The sequence below is a fragment of the Mesorhizobium sp. B2-8-9 genome, from assembly GCF_006439475.1.
Lineage (GTDB): Bacteria > Pseudomonadota > Alphaproteobacteria > Rhizobiales > Rhizobiaceae > Mesorhizobium.
The window spans coordinates 89,099-102,850 of the sequence record NZ_VFTQ01000021.1 but is presented as its reverse complement, the minus strand read 5'-3'; the positions used below and the strand labels follow the sequence as shown (position 1 = coordinate 102,850).

Genomic DNA, 13,752 nt, shown 5'->3' with positions numbered 1-13,752 from the left:
CGTGACCTTACCCGCACGAAACCTGCTTGCCGAAGAGGCCAGCCCTTATCTGCAGCAGCACAGCGACAATCCTGTCCATTGGCGCGGCTGGTCGCCTGCGGCCCTTGCCGAAGCGAAGCAGCTCGGGCGGCCGATCCTGCTCTCCATCGGTTACGCCGCTTGCCACTGGTGCCATGTCATGGCCCATGAAAGCTTTGAGAACGACGCCGTGGCCGCCGTCATGAACCGGCTCTACGTGAATATCAAGGTCGATCGCGAAGAGCGGCCCGACATCGACCAGATCTATATGGCGGCGCTGCACGCCATGGGCGAGCAGGGCGGCTGGCCGCTCACCATGTTTCTGACGCCCGACGGCAAGCCTTTCTGGGGCGGCACCTATTTCCCGCGCGAGGCGCGTTACGGAAGGCCCGGCTTCATCCAGGTGCTGGAAGCGGTCGACAAAGCCTGGCGCGAGAAGCAGCAGAGCCTCGCCGAAAGCGCCGACGGGCTGACCGCCCATGTCGAGCAGCGGCTTGCCGGAGCCACAGGCAAGGGCGTGCTCGACCGCGGCACGCTGGCCGATCTCGCCACCCGCATCGGCGGCATGATCGACCGCGATCTCGGCGGCTTGAAGGGCGCGCCAAAATTCCCCAACGCGCCCTTCATGCACACGCTTTGGCTGTCCTGGCTGCGCGACGGCGAGGCCGCGCATCGCGACGCGGTGCTCGCCAGCCTCGAAAAAATGCTCGCCGGCGGCATCTACGATCATGTCGGCGGCGGCCTCAGCCGCTACTCGACCGACGCCGAATGGCTGGTGCCGCATTTCGAAAAGATGCTTTACGACAACGCCCAGCTCATCCGCCTGTGCAACTGGGCCTATGCGGCCACCGGGAATGACTTGTTCCGGATACGAATCGAAGAGACCGTCGGCTGGCTGCTGCGCGAGATGCTGGTCGAAGGCCGCGCCTTCGCCGCCAGCCTCGATGCCGACAGCGATGGCGAGGAGGGGCTTTTCTACACATGGAACCGCGACGAAGTCGAAGCCGCGCTCGGCGACGATACGTCGACCTTCTTCCGGTATTTCGAGCTCGCCGCGCCGCATGGCTGGGAAGGCAAGCCGATCATTCACCAGAGCGAGGCCCAGCAAGCTCAAGGCATCGCCGACTATGCGCAATTGGCGACTCTGAAGGCAAAGCTGTTGGGCGTCCGCGAAGGGCGCGTCAGGCCGGGCCGCGACGGCAAGGCGCTCACCGACTGGAACGGGCTGATGATCGCGGCGCTCGCCGAGGCGGGCCGCTCACTTGGGCGGCGCGACTGGATTGACGCCGCCGCAAAAGCCTTCGGCCATATCGTCGAGGCGGGCCAGGACGGACCGCTGCCGCATTCCATGCTAGGCGCGAAAAAGCTCTTTCCGGCGCTGTCCAGCGACTATGCCGCCATGACCAACGCGGCGATCGCGCTGTTCGAGGCGACCGGCGATCCGGCCTATTCCGATCGCGCCAGGCAGTTCACCGGCGAGCTCGACCGCTGGCACCTGGATGAACAAAAGAGCGGCTACTGGCTGACGGCGTCGGACAGCGGCAACGTTCCGATCCGCATCCGCGGTGATGTGGATGAAGCAATCCCGTCCGCCACCGGCCAGATCGTCGAGGCGCTGGTGCGGCTGTCATCGCTCACCGGCGATCTCGGTCTCTGGGAAAAGGCGTGGACGACCGCCGAGCATGCAATGGGCCGCGCCTCGCAGCAGGCCTACGGCCAGGCCGGCATCGTCAACGCCTGTGCCTTGGCGCTCGAGCCGCTGAAGCTCGTCATTGTAGAAAAGCTGGATTCGCCAAGCCTCGTTCCGGTTGCGAATCGGAATCCGGACCTGCGCCGGGTCGACATCGTCGTGCCAATTGGTACGGAAGCGAATCGACCGTTGTTGCCGGGCGGCGTGTTGCCGCCGACGGACAAGGCCGGCGCCTGGTTCTGCAGCGGGCAGGTGTGCATGCCGGTGGTGACGAATGCGGAGGAGTTGGAGAATCTGTTGCGGCGATAGCGTCCTTCTCCTTCTCCCCTTGTGGGAGAAGGTGTCGCCGAAGGCGACGGATGAGGGGTGCTCCAGAGGACACCAGCGTCTCATTCCGCTGGAACACCCCTCATCCGTCTCGGCGCTGCGCGCCGATCCACCTTCTCCCACAAGGGGAGAAGGAGGAAGGGCATCGCCCCAATCACGTATTCATCGAATCGAAGAAGTCCGCGTTGGTCTTGGTCTGCTTGAGCTTGTCGATGAGGAACTCGATCGCGTCGGTCGTGCCCATCGGCGCGAGGATGCGGCGCAGCACGAAGATCTTCTGCAGGTCCGCGCGCGGCACCAGCAGGTCTTCCTTGCGGGTGCCCGACTTAAGGATGTCCATCGCCGGATAGATGCGCTTGTCGGCCACCTTGCGGTCGAGCTGGATTTCGCAGTTGCCGGTGCCCTTGAACTCTTCGAAGATGACTTCGTCCATGCGGCTGCCTGTATCGATCAGCGCGGTGGCGATGATGGTGAGCGAGCCGCCTTCCTCGATGTTGCGGGCGGCGCCGAAGAAGCGCTTCGGGCGCTGCAGCGCGTTGGCGTCGACACCGCCGGTCAGCACCTTACCGGATGACGGCACCACGGTGTTGTAGGCGCGGCCGAGACGCGTGATCGAATCGAGCAGGATGACGACGTCGCGGCCGTGCTCGACCAGGCGCTTGGCCTTCTCGATCACCATTTCGGCGACCTGCACGTGGCGCGCCGCTGGCTCGTCGAAGGTCGAGGAAATCACCTCGCCCTTCACCGAGCGCTGCATGTCGGTCACTTCCTCCGGGCGCTCGTCGATCAGAAGCACGATCAGATAGCATTCCGGGTGGTTGGCGGTGATCGAATGGGCGATGTTCTGCATCAACACCGTCTTGCCGGTGCGCGGCTGCGCGTTGATCAGCGCGCGCTGTCCCTTGCCGATCGGCGCGACCAGGTCGATCACGCGCGGCGAGATGTCCTTGGAGGTCGAATTGTCGATCTCCATCTTCAGCCGCTTGGTCGGGTAGAGCGGCGTCAGATTATCGAAGTGGATCTTGTGCCGGATCTTCTCCGGGTCGTCGAAATTGATGGTGTTGACCTTGAGCAGCGCGAAGTAGCGCTCGCCCTCTTTCGGGCTGCGGATCGGTCCTTCAACCGTATCGCCGGTCTTGAGCGAAAAGCGCCTTATTTGCGACGGCGAGATATAGATATCGTCGGGACCCGGCAGGTAGTTTGCGTTGGCCGAGCGAAGGAAGCCAAAACCGTCCTGCAGCACCTCGACCACGCCTTCGCCGATGATCTCGACATCCTGGGCGGCGAGCTTCTTCAGGATCGCGAACATCAGCTCCTGCTTGCGCATGACGCTGGCGTTCTCCACCTCGAGCGTCTCGGCATAAGCGATCAGCTCCGGCGGCTTCTTGTTCTTGAACTCTGCGAGTTTCATTTCTTGCATTAGATAGACTCTGGGTAGGCTTTGGAGAGGGAAAATCGGCTGGATGCGACAAATGTCGGGCGCGGCCGAAAGCGAGAAAAGGGGCGGCGCATGACGGGAAGGAAGACCCGTCTTGTATCGTCGCTCGACTGAAAGAGCAAGCCGCCTTTTGCTGGGCCTGGCCGGATCCGGGAAAGCCTCAGAACGGCTTCACGACGACCAGGATGACGATGACGATCATCAGCAATGTGGGGATCTCATTGACGATCCGCCAGTGCCTCGCCGGCTTTTCGTTCTTGTCCTCGGCAAATTTCCTGACCGCGCCGGCGAGATAGCCATGCAGCCCCGACAAAATGAGCACCAGCGCGATCTTGGCGTGCAGCCAGCCACCCTGGAATCCAAAGCCTTTCCAGGCAAGCCAAAGCCCGAACACCCAGGTCGCGGTCATCGCCGGATTGATGATCCCTCTAAGCAGCCGGCGCTCCATCACCTTGAAGGTTTCGGACTGAACCGAGCCCCTCTCGGCATCGACGTGATAGACGAAGAGACGCGGCAGATAGAGCATGCCGGCCATCCAGGAAATGACCGCAATCACATGGATCGCCTTGGCCCACGGATAGAAGCTGTCGGGTGCCGCGAGATAGAGCAGCGCCGTCAGCACGACGAGCAGGGCAATGCCGATCGCCATGCGCTTCATCGCCTGCCCAGCGCTGTTCTCGTTGCTCATATCGTTCATTGCCGGCTTCTCACCATTTTCACCATCGCCTCGACATGCGCCACCGGCGTTTCCGGCGTGATGCCGTGGCCGAGATTGAAGATCAGCGGCCCGCCACCCAAAGTCCTCAGGATTGCCTCGACGCCGTCAGAGAGCGCCTTGCCGCCGGCGACCAGGCGCAACGGATCGAGATTGCCTTGCACCGCTCCGTCGCGCTGCAGTTCCTTCGCCATCGACAGCGGTACGGTCCAGTCGAGACCTAGACCGGCAATGCCGGTCTTTCTCCTGTAATCACGATAGCGCTCGCCCGCGCCCTTCGGGAAACCGATCACCGGCACATCGGGGTGAACCGCCTTCACTTGGGCGACGATCTCGGCCACCGGCTCGACGCAGAAAGCCTCGAAGGACGGCTCGTCCAGCACGCCCGACCATGAATCGAAAATCTGCACCGCATCGGCGCCAGCCTCGATCTGGCGAATGAGATAGGCGGCCGAATGATCGGCCAATATCCTCAGAAGCCGCGCGAAGGCCTCGGGCTCGCGATAGGCGAATAGCCGGGCGGGGCCCTGGTCGGGCGTGCCGTGGCCGGCGATCATATAGGTCGCCACCGTCCATGGCGCGCCGCAGAAGCCGAGCAGCGTCGTCTCATCGGGCAGTTTCGCCCGCAGCCGGCGCACGGTCTCGTAGACCGGTTCGAGATTCACGTGAAACATGTCGCCGTTCAGCGCCGCAATCTCGGCCGCCGAGATCGGCTTCAGGACCGGTCCGCGGCCCTCCTCGAAGCGGACATCCCGCCCCAGGGCATTGGGCACGACGAGAATGTCGGAGAACAGGATCGAGGCGTCGAAGCCGAAGCGCTCGATCGGCTGCAGCGTTACCTCGACGGCAAGGTCCGGATCGTAGCAGAGATCGAGGAAGGATCCCGCTCGCTTCCTGGTCTCGCGATACTCGGGAAGATAGCGGCCCGCCTGACGCATCATCCAGAGCGGCGGCGGTGAAACCGTCTCGCCCCTGAGGACGTCGAGCACGATCCGTTTCCCAGCCATCCTCCGTCCGCCTCTCCGGTTCTCTTAAATCAAATATCTATTTTAAAAGAGTCTTCTGATTCTAAGAGTCTGTTGGTTGTGATGGTTGCGACCTGTCCAGCCTCCGAGCCGAAAAGGCCAGTCAGCATATTGTCGCGTACTCGCTTTCGCAATTTGGAGGGTTCTGGGGACGAAGCGGATTCCAGCTTTGGAGTCAAAAGCTTGGACTTACCGTTCCGAACCTCGCCCTGTGGATGAGATCGGCCAAGAAAACTTGATCCCCGGTTTTGTCCCCAGCGCCGCGACAAAGCCTACAGCGGGTCGAATTGTGGACAAGCGGCCATCTGATACAGTCGCCTCCTTGCCCAAGGCTTGCCCATCCAGCCTTGTCCACAATTGCCCACAGCCTGGACCCATTCCCTGTGAACAAACCTCAGAGCTTCTTCCATCTGCATCTGATCTCCGACGCCACCGGCGAGACGCTGCTGGCGGCCGGCCGCGCGGCGTCCGCCCAATACAAGGATGCGCGCGCCATCGAGCACATCTATCCGCTGATCCGCACGGAAAAGCAGATAGCCAAGGTCTTCGAGGACATCGAGGAGGAGCCCGGCATCATTCTCTATACGGTGGTCGACCAGAAGCTGGCGCGCTCGATCGATGAGCGCTGCGCTGCGATGGGCCTGCCTTGCGTCTCGGTGCTGGAACCGGTGCTGACCGTCTTCCAGTCCTATCTCGGCACGCCGGCCGGCCGCCGCGTCGGCGCCCAGCACGTGCTCGACGCCGAATATTTCCGCCGCATCGATGCGCTGAACTTTACCATGGAGCATGATGACGGCCAATTGCCGGCCAATATGGACGATGCCGACATCGTGCTGATCGGCATTTCGCGCACCTCGAAGACGCCGACCAGCATCTATCTCGCCAATCGCGGCATCAAGACCGCCAATATCCCGATCGTGCTTGGGGTGCCGCTGCCCGAAAGCCTGATCGCCGCCAAGACGCCTTTGGTCGTCGGCCTGGTCGCCACGGCCGAGCGCATCTCGCATGTGAGGCAAAACCGTATCCTCGGCAACAGCGCCGCCTTCGTGCCGACCGATTATGTCGACCGCGCCGCGATCAACGAGGAGCTCGCCTATGCCCGCCAGCTCTGCACGCGGCATGGCTGGCCGATGATCGACGTCAGCCGCCGCTCCATCGAGGAAACGGCGGCCGCTATCGTTGCCCTGCGGGGCAAGACGCGCTAACTGGGATTTGCCGAGACGCCGGCCGCTTCGTCATCCTAGGGCGGAGCAAGGAGCGAAGCGACGCGGCGTAGACCCTAGGATCCATGCCGTGACGTCGAATTGTTGCGACGGTGTAGAATTCTGCTCCGCTGCGCCCCTCGGCTGAGGTTATGGCATGGATCCTAGGGTCTTCGCGACGGAGCTTCGCTCCTGCTTCGCCCTAGGATGACGAAGTTCGTAAGGCTTCGGCCATTCTCCAAAGTTTGTGCTGGCCTCAGACAAACGATGGGTCAACAGCGTCAGGAAGCTAGTTGGGCGAAAATCATGGCCGAGAAAATCATCCTCGCTTCGGGCAGCCCGTACAGGAAGGCGATGCTCGTCAGCGCCGGCCTCGACATCGAGGCGGTGCCGGCAAATGTCGACGAGCGCGCGCTCGAGGCCCCGCTGAAGGACAGCGGCGCTTCGCCCGAGGACGTCGCGTCGATCCTGGCCGAGGCCAAGGCGACCGAGGTCAGCGAGCGCAAGCCGGGCGCCCTGGTGCTCGGCTGCGACCAGACGCTGTCGCTGGGTGACGAGATTTTTCATAAGCCCGCCGACATGGAAGGCGCCCGCCGCCATCTCCTGGCCTTGTCCGGCAAGACGCATCAATTGAACAGCGCCGCCGTGCTTTGCCGCGACGGTGAGGTGCTGTGGCGGCATGTCGGGGTCGCCAGCCTCACCATGCGCAAGCTCGACCCCGGCTTCATCGGTCGGCACCTGGCCCGCGTCGGCGCCAAGGCGCTTTCCAGCGTCGGCGCCTATCAGATCGAGAGTGAAGGCATCCAGCTGTTCGAGAAGATCGAGGGCGACTATTTCACCATCGTCGGCCTGCCGCTGCTGCCGCTGCTGAAGGAGTTGCGCGCATTGGGAGCCATCGATGGCTGAGAAAAAGGCCTTCGTCACCGGACATCCGATCGCCCATTCGCGCTCTCCGAAAATCCACGGCTACTGGCTGGCCAAATACGGCATCGACGGCAGCTATGAAGCGATCGACGTCGCGCCGGCGGATTTCGCCGCCTTTCTGAAATCTCTCGGCGAGAACGGCTACCGCGGCGGCAACGTCACCATTCCGCACAAGGAGGCGGCCTTCGCCGGCGTCGCCCGCCGAGACCATGCGGCCGATGAAATCGGCGCGGTCAACACGTTGTGGTTCGAGGATGGCATTCTGTGTGGCGGCAACACGGACGGCTACGGTTTCGCCGCCAACCTCGATGAGCATGCGCCGGGCTGGGCGGCCAATGGGCCGGCCGTGGTTCTGGGCGCCGGCGGCGCCTCCCGCGCGGTCATCCACGCGCTGAAGGAGCGTGGCGTCAAGGATATCCGCATCGTCAATCGGACGCTCGCGAGAGCCGAGGAACTCAGCCGCCATTTCGGCGCCGGGGTCTCGGCGCATGGCGCGGGCGCGCTCAGTGATCTGCTTGCCGATGCCGGCCTGCTGATCAACACCACCTCGCTCGGCATGCATGGTGACGCCACGCTCTCCGCCGATCCGGCCGGCTTGCCGGACCATGCCATCGTCACCGACATTGTCTATGTGCCGTTGGAAACGCCCTTGCTTGCCGCCGCCAGGACGCGCGGCCTGAAGACGGTCGATGGTCTCGGCATGCTGCTGCATCAGGCCGTGCCAGGTTTCGAACGCTGGTTCGGCAGGAAACCCGAAGTGACGCCCGAATTGCGGCGCATGATCGTCGCCGACATCGAGGGCCGTTGATGATCGTGCTCGGCCTCACCGGATCGATCGGCATGGGCAAGTCCACCACGGCGAAAATGTTCGCCGAAGCCGGCGTGCCGGTGCATGATTCCGACGAGACCGTGCATCGCCTTTATTCCGGCAAGGCCGCCCCTCTGGTCGAGGCGGCCTTTCCGGGCACGACGCAAGCGGGCGCGGTCGATCGGGTCAAGCTGGCCGAAAAAGTGCTCGCCGATCCGGCCGCGCTGAAGCGGCTCGAGGCAATCATTCACCCGCTGGTGCGCGCCGACGCCGACGCGTTTCTCGCAAAGCATCGCGCCGCCGGCGCGCGGCTTGCCGTGCTCGACATCCCGCTGCTGTTCGAAACCGGCGGCCGCAATCGCGTCGACAAGGTCGTGGTCGTCAGCGCGTCGCCTGAAATCCAGCGTGAGCGCGTGCTCGCCAGGCCGGGCATGAGCGAGGAGAAGTTTTCATCCATCCTCGCCAGGCAGGTGCCCGACGCCGAAAAGCGCCGCCAGGCCGATTTCATCATCGACACTGGCCACGGCTTCGACGCCGCTCGAAAGGCGGTCGAGGCGATCGTCGCCGAACTCTCAGGGGAAAAGTCCGGCAAAGCCGACTCCTGACATTACAGCGCCGCGCGCCCGTTCGGACGCGCAAAGGACGCTGTAACGCTTTGATTTTGCGCCTGATCTTTTTCCGAAAATCGATTCCGATTTTCGGAGGTCATGCGTTAGGCCATCGCCCGTCCCCATTGCCATTTTGTTCTGGTGTATGATTCTGCTCGTTTGGGAAGCGAACTGATTCGAATGCGTGAGATCATCTTCGATACGGAAACCACCGGCCTCGATTTGCGCGACGACCGCATCATCGAGCTTGGCGGCGTCGAGCTGGTCAACCGCTTCCCGACCGGCCGCACCTTCCACAAATTCATCAATCCGCAGGGGCGCGCGATCCATGCCGAGGCGCAGGCCGTGCACGGCATCAGCGCCGCCGACCTGGTCGGCAAGCCGACCTTCGCCGAAATCGCGCAGGAATGGCTGGACTTCACCGACGGCGCCAAGTTGATCGCCCACAACGCAACCTTCGATATCGGCTTTCTCAACCTCGAATTCAGCCGGCTCGAGCAAGCAGCCATCGATCCCGGCCGCGTGGTCGACACGCTGGCGCTGGCGCGCCGCAAGCATCCGATGGGACCGAACTCGCTCGACGCGCTCTGCCGGCGCTACGGCATCGACAACACCCGCCGCACCAAGCACGGCGCGCTGCTCGACTCCGAACTGCTTGCCGAGGTCTATATCGAGCTCATCGGCGGCAAGCAGGCGGCGCTGGTGCTGGAGTCCGTGGCGGTGCACATGAATGGCGCCGGCGAGGTGGCCGATATCGACATCTCGATCGGCGCCCGGCCGATCGCCCTGCCGCCGCGGCTCAGTGAAACGGATCGGGCGGCGCATGCCGGGCTGGTCGCGACGCTCGGCGAAAAGGCGCTGTGGCTGAAAGTGGCGGTGGGTTGATCGGGCGCTATTGGCGCTGACCTTGGAGACAGCGCCCTTTCCAATCCGATCGCGATCTGTCGCGGCAGCCATTGAACGGTTGGTCCCGTCGAAGGATCGCGTTAGTTTGATCGCGCGCGACGACCGCGCCCAAACCCGCCTGCAAAGGACCGCGATGACCGGACCCAATCCCAACGTCAAGCATCCGATTGCGATGCATCCGCGCGTCGGCTTCCTGAAGGGATTGGTGACGTCGCCCAACATCGAGATCGGCGACTTCACCTATTACGACGACCCCGACGGTCCCGACAAATTCGCCGAGAAATGCGTGTTGCATCACTACGACTTCATTGGCGATAAGCTGATCATCGGCAAGTTCTGCGCCATAGCGGAAGGCGCGCGTTTCATCATGAACGGCGCCAACCACGCCATGTCGGGCTTCTCGACCTATCCGTTCAACATCTTCGGCCATGGCTGGGAGGAAGGCTTCGACCCGCAGACCTGGTCGAAGGAGATCCGCGGCGACACCACGATCCGCAATGACGTGTGGATCGGCATGGATGCGGTGATCATGCCGGGCGTGACGGTGGGCGACGGCGCCATTGTCGCGGCGAAATCGGTTGTCACGCACGACGTGCCGCCTTATGCGATCGTGGCCGGCAATGCGGCCAAGGTGGTGAAGATGCGCTTCGACGAGTTCACGGTGCGGCGGCTGCTCAAGGCGGCCTGGTGGGACTGGCCGGTCGACAAGATCAGCCGCAACCTCAACGCCATCCGCGGCGCCGACATTTCCAGGCTGGAGGCGGCGGTTTGAGCGCGCCCGAAAAAATGACAAACGACAAGACCCCGAACGAAACGGCGATCAGCCCGGAGCTGTTCACCCGTGGCTGGGTCTTCATCCGCGGCGTGCCGTCGATGAAGTTCCTGCCGCCGGAAGGCCCGCCGGAGATCGCCTTCGCCGGCCGTTCCAATGTCGGCAAATCGTCGCTGATCAACGCGCTGGTCGGGCACAAGGGCCTGGCGCGGACCTCGAACACGCCGGGCCGCACGCAGGAGCTCAACTATTTCGTGCCCGACGGCTTTTCCGGCGAGGGCGCCGACCTGCCGCCGATGGCACTGGTCGACATGCCGGGCTACGGCTATGCCAGCGCGCCGAAGGACAAGGTCGATGAGTGGACCAAGCTGATCTACGAATATCTGCAGGGCCGCGTCACGCTGAAGCGCGTCTATGTGCTGATCGACGCGCGCCACGGCATCAAGGCCAAGGACGAGGAAGTGCTGACCCTGCTCGACAAGGCGGCAGTTTCCTACCAGGTGGTGCTGACCAAGACCGACAAGATCAAGGCCGCGGGCGTGCCGAGGCTGATCGAGGAGACGCTGGCCAAGATCAAGAAGCGGCCGGCGGCGTTTCCACTGGTGCTGGCCACCTCCTCGGAAAAAGCCGAGGGCTTGGACGAGCTGCGCGCGGCGATCGTCCTGGTAGCGAACGGCGGCTGACGCCGCCCGCCAGGGGACCGATCCCTCAGGATCAATCCATCTCGTCGCGTTCCGGCTCGCGATCGCGCCGGCCGCTGAGGATCTCGCGCTTGCCGACATGGTTGGGAGCGCCGACCAGGCCTTCCTTCTCCATGCGCTCGACCAATGAGGCCGCGCGGTTGTAGCCGACGCCGAGGCGGCGCTGGATGTAGGAGGTCGAGCATTTCTTGTCGCGCTTGACCACCTTGACGGCTTCCTCATAGAGCGCGTCGCCATCCTCCTCGGCCATCGCGCTTTTGTCGAAGACCGGGCCTGTGTCGGCCGCTTCCTGTTCCTCTTCCTCGTCCGCGGTGACGGTGTCGAGATATTCGGGACGTCCCTGCGCCTTCAGATGCGCCACGACATGCTCGACCTCGACATCGGAAACGAAGGGGCCATGCACGCGCGAAATGCGCCCGCCGCCGGCCATGTGCAGCATGTCGCCCTGGCCGAGCAGCTGCTCGGCGCCCTGCTCGCCGAGGATGGTGCGGCTGTCGATCTTCGACGTCACCTGGAAGGAGATGCGGGTGGGGAAATTGGCCTTGATCGTGCCGGTGATGACATCGACGGACGGGCGTTGCGTCGCCATGATCAGATGGATTCCGGCGGCGCGTGCCATCTGCGCCAGCCGCTGGATGGCGCCTTCGATCTCCTTGCCGGCCACCATCATCAGGTCGGCCATCTCGTCGACGATGATGACGATATAGGGCATCGGCGCGAGGTCGATCGCGCGCTCCTCGAACAGCGGCTCGCCCGTGCCCCTCTCGAAGCCGGCCTGCACCTGCATGGTCACGACCTCGCCCTTGTCGCGGGCGCCTGCCGCGCGCTGGTTATAGCCGTCGATGTTGCGCACGCCGAGGCGCGCCATCTTGCGGTAGCGGTCCTCCATCTCGCGCACCGCCCATTTCAGCGCCGTGACGGCTTTCTTGGGATCGGTGACGACCGGCGTCAGAAGATGCGGGATGCCATCATAGACGGAGAGCTCCAGCATCTTGGGGTCGACCATGATGAGACGGCATTCCTGCGGTTTCATCCTGAAGAGCAGCGACAGGATCATGGTGTTGATGGCTACCGACTTGCCGGAGCCGGTGGTGCCCGCCACCAAGAGATGCGGCATCTTGGCGAGCTCGGCGATGACCGGTTCGCCGCCGATGGTCTTGCCGAGGCCGAGCGCCAGCTTGCAGGAGGTATTGCGGAAGCCGGCCGAGCCGATCAGCTCGCGGAAATAGACGGTCTCGCGCGTCTCGTTGGGCAGCTCGATGCCGATGACATTGCGGCCCGGCACCACGGCGACACGCGCCGAGACGGCCGACATGGAGCGGGCGATATCGTCGGCGAGCCCGATGACGCGGCTGGATTTGACACCCGGCGCCGGCTCGAACTCGTAGAGCGTGACAACCGGCCCCGGCCGGACATGGATGATCTCGCCCTTGACGCCGAAATCCTCCAACACGCTTTCGAGCAGATCGGCATTCTGCTCCATCCGCTCCTGCGACATGTAGAAGCCCTGGCCCTCGGGCGGCATCTGCAAAAGCTCTTCCGAAGGAAGCTCGTAGCCGCCCATCGCGGATAGCGGTTCGACCTCGCCGGCCATGGGCAACGATGGTGCCTGCCTGGCTTTCCTGGCGCTTACCGGGGCGGAGATCGGCATGGGCTTGGCAGGCGCCGGTTGGGCGGCCGCCGGAGCCGGCACGGGCGCCAAGATCGGACTTGCCTCCGCCGTGTTGGAGCGCCATTCGATGACCCGGTAAAATGACGTCGCCTCGCCCGGGAAGGCGGCACGGGGCTGGACCGGTTGCGCGGCCGGACGCTGCGCCGGCACCGGCTGCATCAGTGGCTGCGCCGGAACGGCTGGCGCCTGCCCCGTCTCGTTCAGACGCGCCCGCGCCAGGCGCTCGGCCAGGAAAGGCATGCCGAACTCGAAAAAGGCATGATCGGAAAGATAGGACCAGCGCAATCCGCTCAGGCGCGGTTTTGGCGTCGGAGCAGCAGCCTGGCTCGGCGCGGCCGCTGCGGCCGGGACGATGGCAGGGGCAACAGTGGCTGGTGCGCGGATCGACCTGGTTTGCATCGGCGCCGAGGCGGGAGCGGCGGAACTTTTCCGGACCGGAGCGGCTGGCGGCGGAGCCGGAGGCGCAGGCCGGACGGGCTCGGCCGCGGATGCCTTGCCCTGAGCGGCATCCTCCGGCGGAGCGGCCCGCCTGGCGAGGTCGGTGTCCGGCGTGCGCGTGAAACGCACATTGGGCGCAAGGAAGAAATAGTTCTGCCAGGCGGGGAGGGCGAAATCGTCGCCGGCCGATTCGGGCGATGTGTTACGAGCGGCGGTCGATTCGGCCCCGGGCAGGACTCGCAGCGGCACGACCTGCCCTGCTTGCGGGACCGCGCCATGGCGCCCGGTTTCCCGCGGATTGCGATGTTCGTCGTCGCTGTCGTGGGCTGAGGCGCCGGGATGATTGGCACGGGGGAAACGCATGGATGTCATACTCGAGACTCGCCGATTGAACGTCTCCCGAGACATAGGAAGCGATGGTTAACAGGTTCTTCCGAAAGCGCCTGCCGGACGATGCCGATCGATATTTTGAGAGGGGTCTTCAGGCCGGTCTTCGCGGTCGAGGCAG

The 13,752-nt window shown here is 64.1% G+C and carries 12 protein-coding genes; 8 read left to right on the top strand and 4 right to left on the bottom strand.

Translation table 11 applies throughout. The features are described 5' to 3' along the window. Nucleotide 1 precedes the first annotated feature (1 nt). The gene (locus FJ423_RS23055) at nucleotides 2-2,017 is read left to right on the top strand and encodes a thioredoxin domain-containing protein (protein WP_140845349.1); all 2,016 of its coding nucleotides are present in this window, start codon (nucleotides 2-4) and stop codon (nucleotides 2,015-2,017) included. Between the two features lie 172 nt (nucleotides 2,018-2,189). On the opposite strand, the gene rho is transcribed toward FJ423_RS23055, so the two are convergent. The 3 genes from rho to hemE all read right to left on the bottom strand — a co-directional run bounded on the left by rho (nucleotide 2,190) and on the right by hemE (nucleotide 5,195). Then, nucleotides 2,190-3,455: a transcription termination factor Rho gene (gene rho / locus FJ423_RS23045; RefSeq protein WP_095769513.1), complete on the bottom strand. Its 1,266-nt coding sequence runs from the start codon at nucleotides 3,453-3,455 to the stop codon at nucleotides 2,190-2,192. 178 nt (nucleotides 3,456-3,633) lie between these two features. After that, on the bottom strand, nucleotides 3,634-4,170 hold the full coding sequence (gene hemJ, locus FJ423_RS23040; protein ID WP_140845348.1) for a protoporphyrinogen oxidase HemJ: 537 nt from the start codon (nucleotides 4,168-4,170) through the stop codon (nucleotides 3,634-3,636). Further along, nucleotides 4,167-5,195 (bottom strand): uroporphyrinogen decarboxylase, encoded by a 1,029-nt coding sequence (hemE, locus tag FJ423_RS23035; protein WP_140845347.1) that lies wholly within the window; start codon nucleotides 5,193-5,195, stop codon nucleotides 4,167-4,169. Before hemE ends, hemJ begins: the two co-directional genes overlap by 4 nt. 401 nt (nucleotides 5,196-5,596) lie before the next feature. Between hemE and FJ423_RS23030 the strand changes: the two genes are divergently transcribed. The 7 genes from FJ423_RS23030 (at nucleotide 5,597) to yihA (ending at nucleotide 11,116) form a co-directional block, all read left to right on the top strand. Continuing rightward, the gene (locus FJ423_RS23030; RefSeq protein ID WP_095769510.1) at nucleotides 5,597-6,418 is read left to right on the top strand and encodes a pyruvate, water dikinase regulatory protein; all 822 of its coding nucleotides are present in this window, start codon (nucleotides 5,597-5,599) and stop codon (nucleotides 6,416-6,418) included. Between the two features lie 303 nt (nucleotides 6,419-6,721). Further along, complete coding sequence (locus FJ423_RS23025) at nucleotides 6,722-7,321, top strand: Maf-like protein (protein ID WP_140845346.1); 600 nt, start codon at nucleotides 6,722-6,724, stop codon at nucleotides 7,319-7,321. Further along, the gene (locus FJ423_RS23020) at nucleotides 7,314-8,147 is read left to right on the top strand and encodes a shikimate dehydrogenase (protein WP_140845345.1); all 834 of its coding nucleotides are present in this window, start codon (nucleotides 7,314-7,316) and stop codon (nucleotides 8,145-8,147) included. Before FJ423_RS23025 ends, FJ423_RS23020 begins: the two co-directional genes overlap by 8 nt. Continuing rightward, nucleotides 8,147-8,752, top strand: coding sequence for a dephospho-CoA kinase (gene coaE / locus FJ423_RS23015; protein WP_140845344.1), 606 nt, complete (start codon nucleotides 8,147-8,149; stop codon nucleotides 8,750-8,752). The genes FJ423_RS23020 and coaE overlap by 1 nt, the downstream gene beginning before the upstream one ends. A 183-nt stretch (nucleotides 8,753-8,935) precedes the next feature. Then, nucleotides 8,936-9,640 (top strand): DNA polymerase III subunit epsilon, encoded by a 705-nt coding sequence (gene dnaQ, locus FJ423_RS23010; RefSeq protein ID WP_095769506.1) that lies wholly within the window; start codon nucleotides 8,936-8,938, stop codon nucleotides 9,638-9,640. 154 nt (nucleotides 9,641-9,794) lie between these two features. Then, the gene (locus FJ423_RS23005; protein ID WP_140845343.1) at nucleotides 9,795-10,433 is read left to right on the top strand and encodes a CatB-related O-acetyltransferase; all 639 of its coding nucleotides are present in this window, start codon (nucleotides 9,795-9,797) and stop codon (nucleotides 10,431-10,433) included. A 14-nt stretch (nucleotides 10,434-10,447) separates the two neighbouring features. Next, the gene (gene yihA, locus FJ423_RS23000; RefSeq protein WP_140845342.1) at nucleotides 10,448-11,116 is read left to right on the top strand and encodes a ribosome biogenesis GTP-binding protein YihA/YsxC; all 669 of its coding nucleotides are present in this window, start codon (nucleotides 10,448-10,450) and stop codon (nucleotides 11,114-11,116) included. A 31-nt stretch (nucleotides 11,117-11,147) separates the two neighbouring features. Here the strand turns inward: yihA and FJ423_RS22995 are convergent, their stop codons facing one another. Next, nucleotides 11,148-13,607 (bottom strand): DNA translocase FtsK, encoded by a 2,460-nt coding sequence (locus tag FJ423_RS22995; protein WP_181174874.1) that lies wholly within the window; start codon nucleotides 13,605-13,607, stop codon nucleotides 11,148-11,150. Nucleotides 13,608-13,752: the final 145 nt, after the last annotated feature.

Coding starts and splice junctions, on each gene's coding strand:
- rho (WP_095769513.1), bottom strand. CDS start 3,455: ATGCAAGAAATGAAACTCGCAGAGTTCAAGAACAAGAAGCCGCCGGAG.
- hemJ (WP_140845348.1), bottom strand. CDS start 4,170: ATGAACGATATGAGCAACGAGAACAGCGCTGGGCAGGCGATGAAGCGC.
- hemE (WP_140845347.1), bottom strand. CDS start 5,195: ATGGCTGGGAAACGGATCGTGCTCGACGTCCTCAGGGGCGAGACGGTT.
- FJ423_RS23025 (WP_140845346.1), top strand. CDS start 6,722: ATGGCCGAGAAAATCATCCTCGCTTCGGGCAGCCCGTACAGGAAGGCG.
- FJ423_RS23020 (WP_140845345.1), top strand. CDS start 7,314: ATGGCTGAGAAAAAGGCCTTCGTCACCGGACATCCGATCGCCCATTCG.
- coaE (WP_140845344.1), top strand. CDS start 8,147: ATGATCGTGCTCGGCCTCACCGGATCGATCGGCATGGGCAAGTCCACC.
- dnaQ (WP_095769506.1), top strand. CDS start 8,936: ATGCGTGAGATCATCTTCGATACGGAAACCACCGGCCTCGATTTGCGC.
- FJ423_RS23005 (WP_140845343.1), top strand. CDS start 9,795: ATGACCGGACCCAATCCCAACGTCAAGCATCCGATTGCGATGCATCCG.
- yihA (WP_140845342.1), top strand. CDS start 10,448: ATGACAAACGACAAGACCCCGAACGAAACGGCGATCAGCCCGGAGCTG.
- FJ423_RS22995 (WP_181174874.1), bottom strand. CDS start 13,607: ATGCGTTTCCCCCGTGCCAATCATCCCGGCGCCTCAGCCCACGACAGC.